Source organism: Pseudomonas sp. AC112, from assembly GCF_979253545.1.
The window spans coordinates 4872881-4888094 of sequence record NZ_CEEDCM010000001.1 but is presented as its reverse complement, the minus strand read 5'-3'; the positions used below and the strand labels follow the sequence as shown (position 1 = coordinate 4888094).

The window sequence follows — 15214 nt, the reverse complement described above, 5'->3', positions numbered from 1 at the left end:
GGATTTTTTCATGTATGATACGCGCCCCATTTCGTTGCCCGACTGTCCGAGAACACCCCATGCAGCTCTCTTCGCTCACTGCGGTTTCCCCTGTAGACGGCCGCTACGCCGGCAAAACCCAGGCCCTGCGCCCTATTTTCAGCGAATACGGCCTGATCCGTGCTCGTGTACTGGTTGAAGTGCGTTGGCTCCAGCGCCTGGCCGCTCACCCCGCCATCAGCGAAGTTCCGGCGTTCTCCGCGCAAGCCAACGCCGTGCTCAACACCCTGGCGGAAAACTTCTCCCTGGAGCACGCCGAGCGTGTGAAAGAGATCGAGCGCACCACCAACCACGACGTCAAAGCCATCGAATACCTGCTCAAAGAGCAAGCGGCCAAGCTGCCGGAACTGGCCCAGGTCAGCGAATTCATCCACTTTGCCTGCACCAGCGAGGACATCAACAACCTGTCCCACGCCCTGATGCTGCGCGAAGGCCGTAATGACGTGATGCTGCCGCTGATGCGCCAGACCGCCAACGCCATCCGCGAACTGGCTATCCGTTTTGCCGACGTGCCAATGCTGTCGCGCACCCACGGCCAACCGGCTTCGCCGACGACCCTGGGCAAAGAACTGGCCAACGTGGTGTACCGCCTGGAGCGCCAGATCGCTCAAGTCGCCGCTGTACCGCTGCTGGGCAAGATCAACGGCGCCGTGGGCAACTACAACGCCCACCTGTCGGCCTACCCGGAGATCGATTGGGAAGCCAATGCCCGCGCCTTCATCGAAGACGAGCTGGGCCTGGGTTTCAACCCGTACACCACGCAGATCGAACCGCACGACTACATTGCCGAGCTGTTCGACGCCATTGCGCGCTTCAACACCATCCTGATCGACTTTGATCGCGATATCTGGGGCTACATCTCCCTGGGCTACTTCAAGCAGCGCACCATTGCCGGTGAAATCGGTTCGTCGACCATGCCACACAAGGTCAACCCGATCGACTTCGAAAACTCCGAAGGCAACCTCGGCATCGCCAACGCCCTGTTCCAGCACCTGGCCAGCAAGCTGCCGATCTCCCGCTGGCAGCGCGACCTGACCGACTCCACCGTACTGCGCAACCTCGGTGTGGGCTTTGCCCATAGCGTGATCGCGTACGAAGCCAGCCTCAAAGGCATCAGCAAGCTGGAGCTCAACGAGCAGAAGATCGCCGCTGACCTGGACGCGTGCTGGGAAGTCTTGGCCGAGCCGATCCAGACCGTGATGCGTCGCTACAACATCGAAAACCCGTACGAGAAGCTGAAAGAATTGACGCGCGGCAAGGGCATCAGCCCTGAAGCACTGCAGACTTTCATCGACGGCCTGGACATGCCAGCCGCGGCCAAGGCCGAGCTGAAACTGCTCACCCCGGCCAACTACATCGGTAACGCTGTAGAGCAAGCCAAGCGCATCTGATCATCGCTCGACCCTTTGAGACGCCCGGCCGCGCCGGGCGTTTTTATTCCAGTCTGAAAAGTGCTTTTTTTCAATAGGTTACACATGAATCCTGATATCCCTCTTCAACTTCTGGGCGGCATCACGGCACGGGAATTCCTGCGCGACTACTGGCAGAAAAAACCGCTGCTGATCCGCCAGGCCATCCCTGATTTCGAAAGCCCGATCGACGCCGACGAACTGGCCGGCCTGGCGCTGGAAGAAGAAGTCGAGTCGCGCCTGGTGATCGAACACGGCGAGCGTCCGTGGGAACTGCGTCGCGGCCCATTCGCCGAAGACGCCTTCAGCACCCTGCCTGAGCGCGAGTGGACCCTGCTGGTGCAAGCGGTCGACCAGTTCGTGCCGGAAGTGGCGGAATTGCTGGAGCAGTTCCGCTTCCTGCCAAGCTGGCGCATCGACGACGTGATGATCAGCTTTGCCGCGCCGGGCGGCAGCGTCGGCCCGCACTTCGACAACTACGATGTGTTCCTGCTGCAGGCCCAGGGCAAGCGCAACTGGAAGATTGGCCAGATGTGCAGCTCGGAGAGCCCGCTGCTGCAACACGCGGACCTGCGCATCCTCGCCGAATTCGAAGAAAGCGCTGAGTGGGTGCTGGAACCGGGCGATATGCTCTACCTGCCGCCACGCCTGGCGCACTTCGGCATTGCCGAAGATGACTGCATGACCTACTCCGTGGGTTTCCGTGCACCGAGCGCCGCCGAAGTGCTGACCCACTTCACCGACTTCCTCAGCCAGTACCTGACGGACGAAGAACGCTACACCGACGCCGACGCCCAGCCGGTCAGCGACCCGCACCAGATCCAGGGCGACGCGCTGGACCGCCTCAAGAGCCTGCTGGCCGAGCACATGAGCGACGAGCGCATGCTGCTGACCTGGTTCGGCCAGTTCATGACCGAGCCGCGCTACCCGGAACTGGTGGCGGGTGAAGAGCTGGGCGAAGAAGACTTCCTCAGCAGCCTGCAAGACGGCGCGATCCTGGTGCGCAACCCAAGCGCGCGCCTGGCCTGGTCCGAAGTCGACGACGACGTACTGCTGTTCGCCAGCGGCCAGAGCCGTTACCTGCCCGGCAAGCTGCGTGAACTGCTGAAGCTGGTGTGCTCGGCCGATGCGCTGCACAGCGAGAACCTCGGCGACTGGCTGGCTGACGAAGACGGCCGCGACCTGCTGTGCGAACTGGTCAAGCAAGGAAGCCTGGGATTTGCCGATGAATAAGATTCACGTAAGTGTCGCGGACTGGCAAAAGGATATCGCCGAGATTCGGCGCATTCGTGAAGCGGTGTTTATCGCTGAACAATCGGTTCCACCGGAGCTGGAATGGGACGCGGATGACGCCGGCGCGGTGCATTTCCTTGCATTCGAAGGCGATTTTCCGATTGGCACTGCGCGCCTGCTGCCCAGTGGCGAGATCGGACGCGTGTCGGTCCTCAAGGACTGGCGCGGCTTGAAGGTCGGCGACAAGCTGATGGAAGCGGTGATCGGCGTGGCCGAGAAACGTGGCCAGACCCGGCAGTTCCTGAGTGCGCAGGTTTATGCTGCACCGTTCTATGAACGGCTGGGTTTCAAGATTGTCAGTGATGAGTTTCTTGAAGTCGGGATTCCGCATGTAGACATGGTGCGCGGGGCCTGAGCTGTCTCGTTCGCGAGCAAGCCCGCTCCCACATTCGACCGCATTCCAAAGAGTGCACTCGGTCAAATGTGGGAGCGGGCTTGCTCGCGAAGGCTATTTGAGCACCACTACAAATGCCCTGCCATGCAGGGCATTTTGCCGTCTACGATTCAATTTGCGACCCGCCAGGCCGACAAACTGGCACTATCCAGCCTAAATGACTCGCAGAGATAACGGACATGTCCCTACGCACCCTGCTCACCGCCCTCCTCCTGACCGCCAGCGTCTCGGCGATGGCCGACACCGAAGTCGTCAACCTGAGCAACCGCACCAGCGCCGACCTGCTCCCCGTGGCGCAGAATTTCATCGGCAAGGACGGCACCGTCAGCGCTTACGGCAACCAACTGATTGTTAACGCTGACCCGGCCAAGATCGAGAATCTGCGCGCCCTGCTCTCTCAACTCGACACTCCCGCCAAACGCCTGCTGATCACCGTCGACACCAACGAAAACAATCAGCAGAACAGCGGCGACAGCCAGACCCGCATCATCAGCTATGGCACCACCAGCCGTGACGGTGGCATCCAGCAGATCCAGGCCAGCGAAGGCGTGCCCGCGCTGATCCAGGTCGGCCAGAGCGTACCGCTGACCACCACCCAGCAGGACAGCTACGGCCGCCTGCAAAACCAGACCCAGTATCGCAACGTCACCCAGGGGTTCTACGTGACGGCCAGCGTCACTGGCGAAACCGTGCACCTGGCAATCAGTACCAACCGTGACCGCATGAGCCAGGAACGTCCGGATGTAGTGAATGTGCAAAGTACCGACACAACCGTCAGCGGACGACTAGGCGAGTGGATTCCCCTGGCCGGCATCAATCGCGAAACCCAGGCCGACAAATCCTCTACAACCCGCAGCTACTCTACTCAGGGCCGCGATGACCTGACTGTACGGGTGAAGGTCGACACCCTGAACTGAAGCACCAAAAACTGACTGATGAGTCGTATTAGACTAAAGATGTAGTGCTTGAAAAAAAGCACTACAAAACATTTGACGATCCAAAAAAGCATGGGCATGATGGCCTCGCTCCCGCTAATCAGGGGCCCTGGCAAGGGCCTTCGGATCGCCGCTCTAAGCTACCCACCTGAGCCGATTCGTGTCTGTACCGCCCACAAGGCGTGTTTGACGAGGTTGCGACTGGAACGAAGTTGTCCCGAGGGACGGAAGCTAACCAGGTAACCCGGCTGCACGCTGTTGAACACCCAAGGGCCCACGACGCCCGGAGACTGTTCTCGGTCCGCCTGTACCTACTCCACCCTCTCGCCACTCGTTCATCCCGTCGCATTCCCCGCCAGACCCGACATGACCGCCTAAGCTTCTGGTCAGCGAGCAGCCCTGCCCACGCATTTGAATGCAGGGCTGGCAAATGGATTTTTTCCACCACAAGAAGACGCGACGAGGTTTACTTCCATGGCACTGACACGCGAACAGCAAATTGCAGCCCTCGAAAAAGACTGGGCTGAAAACCCACGCTGGAAAGGCGTGACCCGCGCTTATTCCGCTGCTGACGTCGTCCGCCTGCGTGGCTCGGTCCAACCTGAGCACACCTTTGCAAAACTCGGCGCCGAGAAGCTGTGGAACCTGGTGACCCAAGGTGCCAAGCCTTCCTTCCGTCCCGACAAAGATTTCGTCAACTGCATGGGCGCCCTCACTGGCGGCCAGGCAGTGCAACAGGTGAAAGCCGGTATCCAGGCGATCTACCTGTCCGGCTGGCAAGTGGCAGCGGACAACAACTCCGCTGAATCCATGTACCCCGACCAATCGCTGTACCCGGTGGATTCGGTTCCAACCGTGGTCAAGCGCATCAACAACTCGTTCCGTCGTGCCGACCAGATCCAGTGGAAAGCCGGTAAAGGCCCGGGTGATGAAGGTTATATCGACTACTTCGCGCCGATCGTGGCTGACGCTGAAGCCGGTTTCGGCGGCGTACTGAACGCCTACGAGCTGATGAAGAGCATGATCGAGGCTGGTGCTGCCGGCGTGCACTTCGAAGACCAACTGGCATCCGTGAAGAAATGTGGCCACATGGGTGGCAAGGTACTGGTTCCGACCCAGGAAGCGGTACAGAAGCTGACCGCTGCCCGCTTGGCTGCTGACGTTGCCGGTACTCCGACCATCATCCTGGCGCGTACCGACGCCAACGCCGCCGACCTGCTGACCTCGGACTGCGACCCGTACGACCAACCGTTCGTGACCGGCGAGCGTACCCAGGAAGGCTTCTATAAAGTCCGCGCCGGTCTTGACCAGGCCATCGCTCGCGGCCTGGCCTACGCGCCGTACGCCGACCTGATCTGGTGCGAAACCGCTAAGCCAGACCTGGACGAAGCCCGTCGTTTCGCCGAAGCGATCAAGAAGGAATACCCGGACCAACTGCTGTCCTACAACTGCTCGCCTTCTTTCAACTGGAAGAAAAACCTGGACGACGCGACCATCGCCAAGTTCCAGCGCGAACTGTCCGCCATGGGCTACAAGCACCAGTTCATCACCCTGGCCGGCATTCACAACATGTGGCACAGCATGTTCAACCTGGCGCACGACTACGCCCGCAACGACATGACCGCCTACGTGAAGCTGCAAGAGCAAGAGTTCGCTGACGCCGCCAAGGGCTACACCTTCGTGGCTCACCAGCAGGAAGTGGGCACCGGCTACTTCGACGACATGACCACCGTGATCCAGGGCGGCACCTCGTCCGTGACCGCGCTGACCGGTTCGACCGAAGAAGAGCAGTTCCACTAAGCACCGCGTACACGGCCACTGCGGCCCCAAGGAAGACCTAACCGCAGTGCCGCACAACAATCACGCCCCGACCTGTTCGGGGCGTTTTTTTTGCGCTGGTAAACATTCGACTGACACAACACCGATCAAAATGTGGGAGCTGGCTTGTCGGGTCGCCGCATCGCTGCGATAGCGTTGGGTCAGACACCACATTCATATCTGATGCACCGCCATCGCGGGCAAGTCCGGCTCCCACAGGGAACGCGCCGAGTTGAAGATTTTGGGCAAAACATTGATCCAGAGCGGTATTCGCGTGGATCAGATCGGTTAAAAGATCCCCGTCAGCAACTAAGCGACATTCAAGCAAGTAACGACAACTTCCCCCGCCACACGAGAAACATTCGCTTAAAACCCGCGCAAACAATAGTCATTATCATTTAGCGCATGAAAACTTCGTTACAGGTGAAACAAAACTTAATTGTTCAAAAGCTCGCTAATGCCCACACCGCAAGGGCTGCAGCCCCAAGAAGGTGCACTATGTCCTTATTCCATCGAATAATTTCGCTATCGGAATTTTACTTGCCCGGTGTTTAGCCATAAAATCACCGCGATTGATTGCAGTGCGACATATCGTCACTGCATCGTTACTTTTTCGAGCTCAGAGACCTTTGCTCTCTGTTAAGGATTTCCAGCATGACCGAAGCGACAGGACTCATGGCCCACAACTGGGGCTTTGCCATTTTCCTCCTCGGTGTTGTCGGCCTCTGCGCCTTCATGCTTGGTGTCTCCAGCCTCCTCGGGTCAAAAGCCTGGGGCCGCAGCAAAAATGAACCGTTCGAGTCCGGCATGCTGCCTACAGGTGGCGCCCGCTTGCGGCTCTCAGCCAAATTCTATCTGGTCGCGATGCTGTTCGTGATCTTCGATATCGAAGCCCTCTTTCTCTTTGCCTGGTCTGTGTCCGTCCGCGAAAGCGGCTGGACCGGATTCGTCGAAGCCCTCGTTTTCATAGCAATTCTGTTGGCAGGCCTTGTCTACCTATTCCGAGTGGGCGCCCTTGATTGGGCTCCGGAAGCTCGTCGTAAGCGGCAAGCGAAGCTGAAACAATGAGGCTTTGGCGATGCAATACAATCTCACCAGGATCGACCCGGATGCTCCTAACGATCAGTACCCCATCGGCGAACGGGAAACCGTTTCCGATCCGTTAGAAGATCAAGTCCACAAAAACATCTACATGGGCAAGCTCGAAGACGTGCTGAGTGGCGCGGTCAACTGGGGACGTAAGAACTCCCTGTGGCCGTACAACTTCGGCCTTTCGTGCTGCTACGTGGAAATGACCACCGCCTTCACGGCGCCCCACGACATCGCGCGCTTTGGCGCCGAAGTTATCCGGGCATCGCCGCGCCAGGCGGATTTCATGGTTATCGCCGGAACCTGCTTTATCAAGATGGCGCCGATCATTCAGCGTCTCTACGAGCAAATGCTCGAACCAAAGTGGGTTATCTCCATGGGTTCGTGCGCCAACTCCGGTGGCATGTACGACATCTACTCCGTCGTTCAAGGGGTGGACAAGTTCCTGCCCGTGGACGTCTACGTGCCTGGCTGCCCGCCCCGCCCTGAAGCATTCCTGCAAGGCTTGATGCTGTTGCAAGAATCGATTGGCAAGGAGCGTCGCCCGCTTTCCTGGGTCGTCGGTGATCAAGGCGTGTACCGCGCCGAGATGCCTTCGCAAAAGGAACAGCGCCGCGAACAGCGAATCGCAGTCACCAACCTGCGCAGCCCCGACGAAGTCTGATCCAGCACCGCTTCTTTTATAGAACGAAAACCTGGCTTCATTCTTTACGTTGACCGAAAGCGATAAAAAACCATGACTACAGGCAGTGCTCTGTACATCCCGCCTTATAAGGCAGACGACCAGGATGTGGTCGTCGAACTCAATAACCGTTTTGGCCCTGACGCCTTCACCGCCCAGGCCACACGCACCGGTATGCCGGTGCTGTGGGTGGCGCGTGCCAAGCTTGTCGAAGTCCTGACCTTCCTGCGCAACCTGCCCAAGCCGTACGTCATGCTCTATGACCTGCATGGCGTGGACGAGCGTCTGCGGACAAAGCGCCAGGGGCTGCCGAGCGGCGCCGATTTCACCGTGTTCTACCACCTGCTGTCGATCGAACGTAACAGCGACGTGATGATCAAGGTCGCCCTGTCCGAAAGCGACCTGAGCGTGCCGACCGTGACCGGTATCTGGCCGAACGCCAGTTGGTACGAACGCGAAGTCTGGGACATGTTCGGGATCGACTTCCCGGGCCACCCGCACCTGACGCGCATCATGATGCCGCCGACCTGGGAAGGTCACCCGCTGCGCAAGGACTTCCCTGCCCGCGCCACCGAATTCGATCCGTTCAGCCTCAACCTCGCCAAGCAACAGCTTGAAGAGGAAGCGGCGCGTTTCCGTCCGGAAGATTGGGGCATGAAGCGCTCCGGCACCAACGAGGACTACATGTTCCTCAACCTGGGCCCGAACCACCCTTCGGCTCACGGTGCCTTCCGTATCATCCTGCAACTGGACGGCGAAGAAATCGTCGACTGCGTCCCGGACATCGGCTACCACCACCGTGGTGCCGAGAAGATGGCCGAGCGTCAGTCCTGGCACAGCTTCATCCCGTACACCGACCGTATCGATTACCTCGGCGGCGTGATGAACAACCTGCCGTACGTGCTCTCGGTCGAGAAGCTGGCCGGCATCAAGGTGCCCGACCGCGTCGACACCATCCGCATCATGATGGCCGAGTTCTTCCGGATCACCAGCCACCTGCTGTTCCTGGGTACTTATATCCAGGACGTCGGCGCCATGACCCCGGTGTTCTTCACCTTCACCGACCGTCAGCGCGCCTACAAGGTCATCGAAGCCATCACCGGTTTCCGCCTGCACCCGGCCTGGTACCGCATCGGCGGTGTTGCCCACGACTTGCCGAATGGCTGGGAGCGCCTGGTCAAGGAATTCATCGACTGGATGCCCAAGCGTCTGGACGAGTACCAAAAGGCTGCGCTGGATAACAGCATCCTCAAGGGTCGGACCATCGGCGTCGCCCAGTACAACACCAAAGAAGCCCTGGAATGGGGCGTCACCGGTGCTGGCCTGCGTTCCACCGGTTGTGACTTCGACCTGCGTAAAGCGCGCCCGTACTCGGGCTACGAGAACTTCGAATTCGAAGTGCCGCTGGCCGCCAATGGCGATGCCTATGACCGTTGCATCGTGCGCGTCGAAGAAATGCGCCAGAGCCTGAAGATCATCGAGCAGTGCATGCGCAACATGCCGGCCGGCCCGTACAAGGCGGATCACCCGCTGACCACGCCGCCACCGAAAGAACGCACGCTGCAGCACATCGAAACCCTGATCACGCACTTCCTGCAGGTTTCGTGGGGCCCGGTCATGCCGGCCAACGAATCCTTCCAGATGATTGAAGCGACCAAGGGTATCAACAGTTATTACCTGACGAGCGATGGCGGCACCATGAGCTACCGCACCCGGATCCGTACCCCAAGCTTTGCCCACTTGCAGCAGATCCCTTCGGTGATCAAAGGCGAGATGGTCGCGGACTTGATTGCGTACCTGGGTAGTATCGATTTCGTTATGGCCGACGTGGACCGCTAAGCATGAACAGCACGCTTATCCAGACAGACCGTTTCACCCTCAGTGAAACCGAGCGCTCGGCCATCGAGCACGAGCTGCATCACTACGAAGACCCGCGCGCGGCGTCGATCGAAGCCTTGAAGATCGTCCAGAAGGAACGTGGCTGGGTGCCGGACGGCGCGCTCTACGCCATCGGCGAGATCCTCGGCATCCCTGCCAGCGACGTTGAAGGCGTGGCCACGTTCTACAGCCAGATCTTCCGTCAGCCAGTGGGTCGCCACATCATTCGCGTGTGCGACAGCATGGTCTGCTACATCGGCGGCCACGAATCCGTGGTCAGCGAAATCCAGAACAAGCTGGGCATCGGCCTCGGCCAGACCACCCCGGACGGCCGCTTCACGCTGCTGCCGGTGTGCTGCCTGGGCAACTGCGACAAGGCGCCGGCGTTGATGATCGACGACGACACATTCGGTGACGTGCAGCCTGCTGGCGTGACCCAATTGCTCGAGGGCTACCCATGACCCTGACTTCTTTCGGCCCGGCCAACCTGATCAAGCGTTCGCCTGAGACCCACCCGCTGACCTGGCGCCTGCGTGACGACGGCGAGCCCGTGTGGCTCGACGAGTACCAGGCCAAGAACGGTTACGCCGCCGCGCGCAAAGCCTTCGCCGACATGGCCCAGGACGATATCGTCCAGACCGTGAAAGACGCCGGCCTCAAAGGCCGCGGCGGTGCAGGCTTCCCCACGGGCGTGAAGTGGGGCCTGATGCCCAAGGACGAATCCATCAACATCCGCTACCTGCTGTGCAACGCGGATGAAATGGAGCCGAACACCTGGAAAGACCGCATGCTGATGGAGCAACTGCCCCATCTGCTGATCGAAGGCATGCTGATCAGCGCCCGTGCGCTGAAAACCTACCGTGGCTATATCTTCCTGCGCGGCGAGTACACCACCGCCGCCAAGCACCTCAACCGTGCCGTGGAAGAAGCCAAGGCAGCGGGCCTGCTGGGCAAGAACATCCTCGGTTCGGGTTTCGACTTCGAACTGTTCGTGCACACCGGCGCCGGGCGTTACATTTGCGGTGAAGAAACCGCACTGATCAACTCCCTCGAAGGCCGCCGCGCCAACCCGCGCTCCAAGCCGCCCTTCCCTGCCGCCGTGGGCGTGTGGGGCAAGCCGACGTGCGTGAACAACGTCGAGACCCTGTGCAACGTGCCGGCAATCATTGCCGACGGCGTGGACTGGTACAAATCGTTGGCCCGCGAAGGCAGCGAAGACATGGGCACCAAGCTCATGGGCTTCTCCGGCAAAGTGAAGAACCCTGGCCTGTGGGAACTGCCGTTCGGCGTGACCGCACGCGAGCTGTTCGAAGACTACGCCGGCGGCATGCGCGACGGCTACACCTTGAAAGCCTGGCAGCCCGGTGGCGCCGGTACCGGCTTCCTGCTCCCCGAGCACCTCGACGCACAGATGTATGCCGGCGGCATCGGCAAGGTCGGCACCCGGATGGGTACCGGCCTGGCGATGGCGGTCGACAACACGGTGAACATGGTCTCGTTGCTGCGCAACATGGAGCAGTTCTTTGCCCGTGAATCGTGCGGCTTCTGCACCCCATGCCGCGACGGTCTGCCGTGGAGCGTCAAGCTGCTGATGGCCCTGGAAAATGGCGAAGGCCGCGAGGGTGACATCGAGACCCTGCTGGGTCTGGTCGGTTTCCTCGGCCCAGGCAAGACCTTCTGTGCTCACGCACCGGGCGCCGTGGAGCCATTGGGCAGCGCAATCAAATACTTCCGCTCGGAGTTCGAAGCCGGCATCGCGCCTACCAGCGCCGCCGTCCCGCCTCTGGCGAGGCCGATCGTAGTCGGCGCGTAACGCTTTAACAGGTGAAGGGTCCGTGCCCTTCACCTGCTCATGGGCTGACGCCGTAAAGGCTGTGTTGACGCCCATGAATAACAAGATTCCATTAGCCACGCCCGCTGACAACGGGCCAACGAAGAACTTTGAACCATGGCCACTATCCACGTAGACGGCAAAGCGCTCGAAGTCGATGGGGCAGACAACCTGTTACAGGCATGTCTCTCACTAGGCCTCGACATCCCGTATTTCTGCTGGCACCCCGCGCTTGGTAGCGTCGGTGCCTGTCGCCAGTGTGCGGTCAAGCAATACACCGACGAGAACGACACCCGTGGTCGTATCGTCATGTCGTGCATGACTCCAGCCACCGACAACACCTGGATCTCCATCGACGATGATGAATCCAAGGCGTTCCGCGCCAGCGTTGTCGAATGGCTGATGACCAACCACCCCCACGACTGCCCGGTCTGTGAGGAAGGCGGTCACTGCCACCTGCAAGACATGACGGTGATGACCGGCCACAACGAGCGCCGTTATCGCTTCACCAAGCGTACCCACCAGAACCAGGACCTCGGCCCGTTCATTTCCCACGAAATGAACCGCTGCATCGCCTGCTACCGTTGCGTGCGCTTCTATAAAGACTACGCCGGCGGCACCGACCTCGGCGTATTCGGCGCCCACGACAACGTGTACTTCGGTCGTGTTGAAGACGGCGTGCTCGAAAGCGAGTTCTCCGGCAACCTCACCGAGGTCTGCCCGACCGGTGTATTCACCGACAAGACTCACTCCGAGCGCTACAACCGTAAGTGGGACATGCAATTCGCCCCGAGCATCTGCCATGGCTGCTCCAGCGGTTGCAACATCTCCCCGGGTGAGCGATACGGTGAACTGCGTCGCATCGAAAACCGCTTCAACGGTTCGGTCAACCAGTACTTCCTGTGCGACCGTGGCCGTTTCGGCTATGGCTACGTCAACCGCGAAGACCGCCCTCGCCAGCCACTGTTGGCCGATGGCGCCAAGCTGAGCCTGGACGACGCCCTGGATAAAGCCGCCGACCTGCTGCGCGGCCGTAACATCGTCGGTATCGGTTCACCGCGCGCCAGCCTCGAAAGCAACTACGCGTTGCGCGAGCTGGTCGGCGCCGAGCACTTCTACAGCGGTATTGAAGCCGGTGAGCTGGAGCGCATCCGCCTGGTCCTGCAAGTGCTGAACGACAGCCCGCTGCCGGTTCCGAACATGCGCGACATCGAAGACCACGACGCCATCTTCGTGCTCGGTGAAGACCTCACCCAGACCGCCGCACGTATCGCCCTGTCGCTGCGCCAGTCGGTCAAAGGCAAGGCCGAAGACATGGCCGACGCCATGCGCGTACAGCCTTGGCTCGACGCCGCCGTGAAAAACATCGGCCAGCACGCGCTGAACCCGCTGTTTATCGCCAGCCTGGCTGAGACCAAGCTCGACGACATCGCCGAAGAATGCGTGCACGCTGCACCGGATGACCTCGCGCGCATCGGTTTCGCCGTGGCCCACGCCCTCGACGCCAGCGCACCGGCCGTCGAAGGCCTGGACACCGAAGCCGCCGAACTGGCCCAGCGCATCGCTGACGCACTGCTGGCCGCCAAGCGTCCCTTGATCATTGCCGGCACCTCCTTGGGTTCCAAGGCGTTGATCGAAGCCGCTGCCAACATCGCCAAGGCCCTGAAGCTGCGCGACAAGAATGGTTCCATCAGCCTGGTCGTGCCGGAAGCCAACAGCCTTGGCCTGGCCATGCTCGGTGGCGAGTCCCTGGACGCAGCCCTGCAAGCGGTGATCGACGGCAATGCCGACGCCATCGTGGTGCTGGAAAACGACCTGTACACCCGCACCGATGCCGCCAAGGTTGACGCTGCACTGAATGCCGCCAAGGTCCTGATCGTCGCCGATCACCAGAAGACCGCTACCAGCGATCGCGCCCACCTGGTGCTGCCAGCCGCCACCTTCGCCGAAGGCGACGGTACCCTGGTCAGCCAGGAAGGCCGCGCCCAGCGCTTCTTCCAGGTGTTCGATCCGAAGTACATGGATGCCAGCATCCTGGTTCACGAAGGCTGGCGCTGGCTGCATGCCCTGCGCGCTACCTTGCTGAACCAACCGATCGACTGGACCCAACTCGACCACGTCACCGCCGCCGCCGCTGCAAGCGCGCCGCAGCTGGCCCGTATCGTCGACGCTGCACCGTCCGCCGCGTTCCGCATCAAGGGCATGAAGCTTGCCCGTGAACCGCTGCGTTACTCCGGCCGTACGGCCATGCGCGCCAACATCAGCGTGCACGAGCCACGTACTCCACAAGACCCGGACACCGCGTTCGCCTTCTCCATGGAAGGTTACTCGGGCTCGGCCGAACCGCGCCAACAGGTGCCATTCGCCTGGTCGCCGGGCTGGAACTCGCCGCAGGCCTGGAACAAATTCCAGGACGAAGTCGGTGGTCATATCCGCGCCGGCGACCCGGGCACCCGCCTGATCGAAAGCACCGGTGACTCGCTGAACTGGTTCTCTGCCGTACCGCGTCCGTTCAACCCGGCTCAGGGCACCTGGCAGGTTGTGCCGTTCTTCCACCTGTTCGGCAGCGAAGAGAACTCTTCGAAAGCCGCACCGGTTCAAGAACGCATCCCAGCTGCCTACGTGTCCGTGGCAAAGTCCGAAGCCGACCGCCTGGGCGTCAACGACGGTGCCCTGCTCAGCCTGAACGTGGCTGGTCAGACCCTGCGTCTGCCGCTGCGCATCAACGACGAGTTGGGCGCTGGCCTGGTTGCACTGCCTAAAGGCATCGCCGGCATTCCAGCGGCGATCTTTGGCAAAACCGTTGACGGTCTGCAGGAGGCAGCGCAATGACTTGGTTCACTCCTGAAGTGATCGACGTGATCATCTCGGTGGTCAAGGCCATCGTGATCCTGTTGGCCGTGGTCGTCGCGGGCGCCCTGCTCAGCTTCGTCGAACGTCGCCTGCTGGGCTGGTGGCAGGACCGTTACGGTCCGAACCGCGTTGGCCCGTTCGGTATGTTCCAGATCGCCGCCGACATGCTGAAAATGTTCTTCAAGGAAGACTGGACCCCACCGTTTGCCGACAAGGTGATCTTCACCCTGGCACCGGTCGTGGCCATGAGCGCCTTGCTGATCGCCTTCGCGATCATCCCGATCACCCCGACCTGGGGCGTGGCGGACCTGAACATCGGCTTGCTGTTCTTCTTCGCCATGGCCGGTTTGTCGGTCTACGCGGTGCTGTTCGCCGGTTGGTCGAGCAACAACAAGTTCGCCCTGCTGGGCAGCTTGCGGGCTTCGGCCCAGACCGTGTCCTACGAAGTGTTCATGGGCCTCGCGCTGATGGGCATCGTGGTGCAGGTTGGCTCGTTCAACATGCGCGATATCGTCGAGTACCAGGCGCAGAACCTGTGGTTCATCATTCCGCAGTTCTTCGGCTTCTGTACCTTCTTCATCGCTGGCGTCGCCGTGACTCACCGTCACCCGTTCGACCAGCCGGAAGCGGAACAGGAACTGGCCGACGGTTACCACATCGAATACGCCGGCATGAAATGGGGCATGTTCTTCGTCGGCGAATACATCGGCATCATCTTGATCTCGGCCCTGCTGGTCACGCTGTTCTTCGGCGGCTGGCACGGTCCATTCGGCATCCTGCCGCAGTTGGCGTTCTTCTGGTTCTTCCTGAAGACCGCGTTCTTCATCATGTTGTTTATCCTGCTGCGCGCTTCCATTCCGCGTCCACGATACGACCAGGTGATGGATTTCAGCTGGCGCTTCTGCCTGCCACTGACCCTGATCAATTTGCTGGTGACGGCTGCCGTTGTGTTGTTGAACACGCCAGCCGGCGCGGTTCAGTGAGGATTTGACC

General features: G+C 60.6%; 12 protein-coding genes. All 12 read left to right on the top strand.

The window, feature by feature from the left end:
• Positions 1-59: 59 nt before the first annotated feature.
• The 12 genes from purB to nuoH all read left to right on the top strand — a co-directional run bounded on the left by purB (position 60) and on the right by nuoH (position 15204).
• On the top strand, positions 60-1430 hold the full coding sequence (purB, locus tag AC0IYN_RS22720) for an adenylosuccinate lyase (protein WP_471843350.1): 1371 nt from the start codon (positions 60-62) through the stop codon (positions 1428-1430).
• A gap of 84 nt (positions 1431-1514) precedes the next feature.
• Positions 1515-2681, top strand: a complete 1167-nt coding sequence (locus AC0IYN_RS22715) for a ribosomal protein uL16 3-hydroxylase (protein ID WP_099491829.1) — start codon at positions 1515-1517, stop codon at positions 2679-2681.
• On the top strand, positions 2674-3096 hold the full coding sequence (locus AC0IYN_RS22710; RefSeq protein ID WP_457239988.1) for a GNAT family N-acetyltransferase: 423 nt from the start codon (positions 2674-2676) through the stop codon (positions 3094-3096). Before AC0IYN_RS22715 ends, AC0IYN_RS22710 begins: the two co-directional genes overlap by 8 nt.
• Before the next feature lie 218 nt (positions 3097-3314).
• On the top strand, positions 3315-4052 hold the full coding sequence (locus AC0IYN_RS22705) for a secretin N-terminal domain-containing protein (RefSeq protein WP_457239283.1): 738 nt from the start codon (positions 3315-3317) through the stop codon (positions 4050-4052).
• Between the two features lie 492 nt (positions 4053-4544).
• Positions 4545-5870, top strand: coding sequence for an isocitrate lyase (gene aceA / locus AC0IYN_RS22700; protein ID WP_025858968.1), 1326 nt, complete (start codon positions 4545-4547; stop codon positions 5868-5870).
• Positions 5871-6542: 672 nt separating this feature from the next.
• Complete coding sequence (locus AC0IYN_RS22695) at positions 6543-6956, top strand: NADH-quinone oxidoreductase subunit A (protein WP_003219575.1); 414 nt, start codon at positions 6543-6545, stop codon at positions 6954-6956.
• Positions 6957-6966: 10 nt separating this feature from the next.
• On the top strand, positions 6967-7641 hold the full coding sequence (locus tag AC0IYN_RS22690; RefSeq protein ID WP_012724951.1) for a NuoB/complex I 20 kDa subunit family protein: 675 nt from the start codon (positions 6967-6969) through the stop codon (positions 7639-7641).
• 72 nt (positions 7642-7713) lie between these two features.
• Positions 7714-9498: an NADH-quinone oxidoreductase subunit C/D gene (gene nuoC, locus AC0IYN_RS22685; protein WP_025858969.1), complete on the top strand. Its 1785-nt coding sequence runs from the start codon at positions 7714-7716 to the stop codon at positions 9496-9498.
• A 2-nt stretch (positions 9499-9500) separates the two neighbouring features.
• Positions 9501-9998 (top strand): NADH-quinone oxidoreductase subunit NuoE, encoded by a 498-nt coding sequence (gene nuoE, locus AC0IYN_RS22680; RefSeq protein ID WP_003174721.1) that lies wholly within the window; start codon positions 9501-9503, stop codon positions 9996-9998.
• Positions 9995-11350, top strand: coding sequence for an NADH-quinone oxidoreductase subunit NuoF (nuoF, locus tag AC0IYN_RS22675; protein WP_406597499.1), 1356 nt, complete (start codon positions 9995-9997; stop codon positions 11348-11350). Before nuoE ends, nuoF begins: the two co-directional genes overlap by 4 nt.
• A gap of 135 nt (positions 11351-11485) precedes the next feature.
• Complete coding sequence (gene nuoG / locus AC0IYN_RS22670) at positions 11486-14200, top strand: NADH-quinone oxidoreductase subunit NuoG (protein WP_457267281.1); 2715 nt, start codon at positions 11486-11488, stop codon at positions 14198-14200.
• Positions 14197-15204 (top strand): NADH-quinone oxidoreductase subunit NuoH, encoded by a 1008-nt coding sequence (nuoH, locus tag AC0IYN_RS22665; RefSeq protein ID WP_017137518.1) that lies wholly within the window; start codon positions 14197-14199, stop codon positions 15202-15204. The genes nuoG and nuoH overlap by 4 nt, the downstream gene beginning before the upstream one ends.
• Positions 15205-15214: the final 10 nt, after the last annotated feature.

What these genes read in the sequence shown, in the direction of transcription:
- nuoH (WP_017137518.1), top strand. Translation starts at nt 14,197, where the DNA reads ATGACTTGGTTCACTCCTGAAGTGATCGACGTGATCATCTCGGTGGTC.
- nuoE (WP_003174721.1), top strand. Translation starts at nt 9,501, where the DNA reads ATGAACAGCACGCTTATCCAGACAGACCGTTTCACCCTCAGTGAAACC.
- AC0IYN_RS22690 (WP_012724951.1), top strand. Translation starts at nt 6,967, where the DNA reads ATGCAATACAATCTCACCAGGATCGACCCGGATGCTCCTAACGATCAG.
- AC0IYN_RS22705 (WP_457239283.1), top strand. Translation starts at nt 3,315, where the DNA reads ATGTCCCTACGCACCCTGCTCACCGCCCTCCTCCTGACCGCCAGCGTC.
- AC0IYN_RS22710 (WP_457239988.1), top strand. Translation starts at nt 2,674, where the DNA reads ATGAATAAGATTCACGTAAGTGTCGCGGACTGGCAAAAGGATATCGCC.
- nuoC (WP_025858969.1), top strand. Translation starts at nt 7,714, where the DNA reads ATGACTACAGGCAGTGCTCTGTACATCCCGCCTTATAAGGCAGACGAC.
- purB (WP_471843350.1), top strand. Translation starts at nt 60, where the DNA reads ATGCAGCTCTCTTCGCTCACTGCGGTTTCCCCTGTAGACGGCCGCTAC.
- nuoG (WP_457267281.1), top strand. Translation starts at nt 11,486, where the DNA reads ATGGCCACTATCCACGTAGACGGCAAAGCGCTCGAAGTCGATGGGGCA.
- nuoF (WP_406597499.1), top strand. Translation starts at nt 9,995, where the DNA reads ATGACCCTGACTTCTTTCGGCCCGGCCAACCTGATCAAGCGTTCGCCT.
- AC0IYN_RS22695 (WP_003219575.1), top strand. Translation starts at nt 6,543, where the DNA reads ATGACCGAAGCGACAGGACTCATGGCCCACAACTGGGGCTTTGCCATT.
- aceA (WP_025858968.1), top strand. Translation starts at nt 4,545, where the DNA reads ATGGCACTGACACGCGAACAGCAAATTGCAGCCCTCGAAAAAGACTGG.
- AC0IYN_RS22715 (WP_099491829.1), top strand. Translation starts at nt 1,515, where the DNA reads ATGAATCCTGATATCCCTCTTCAACTTCTGGGCGGCATCACGGCACGG.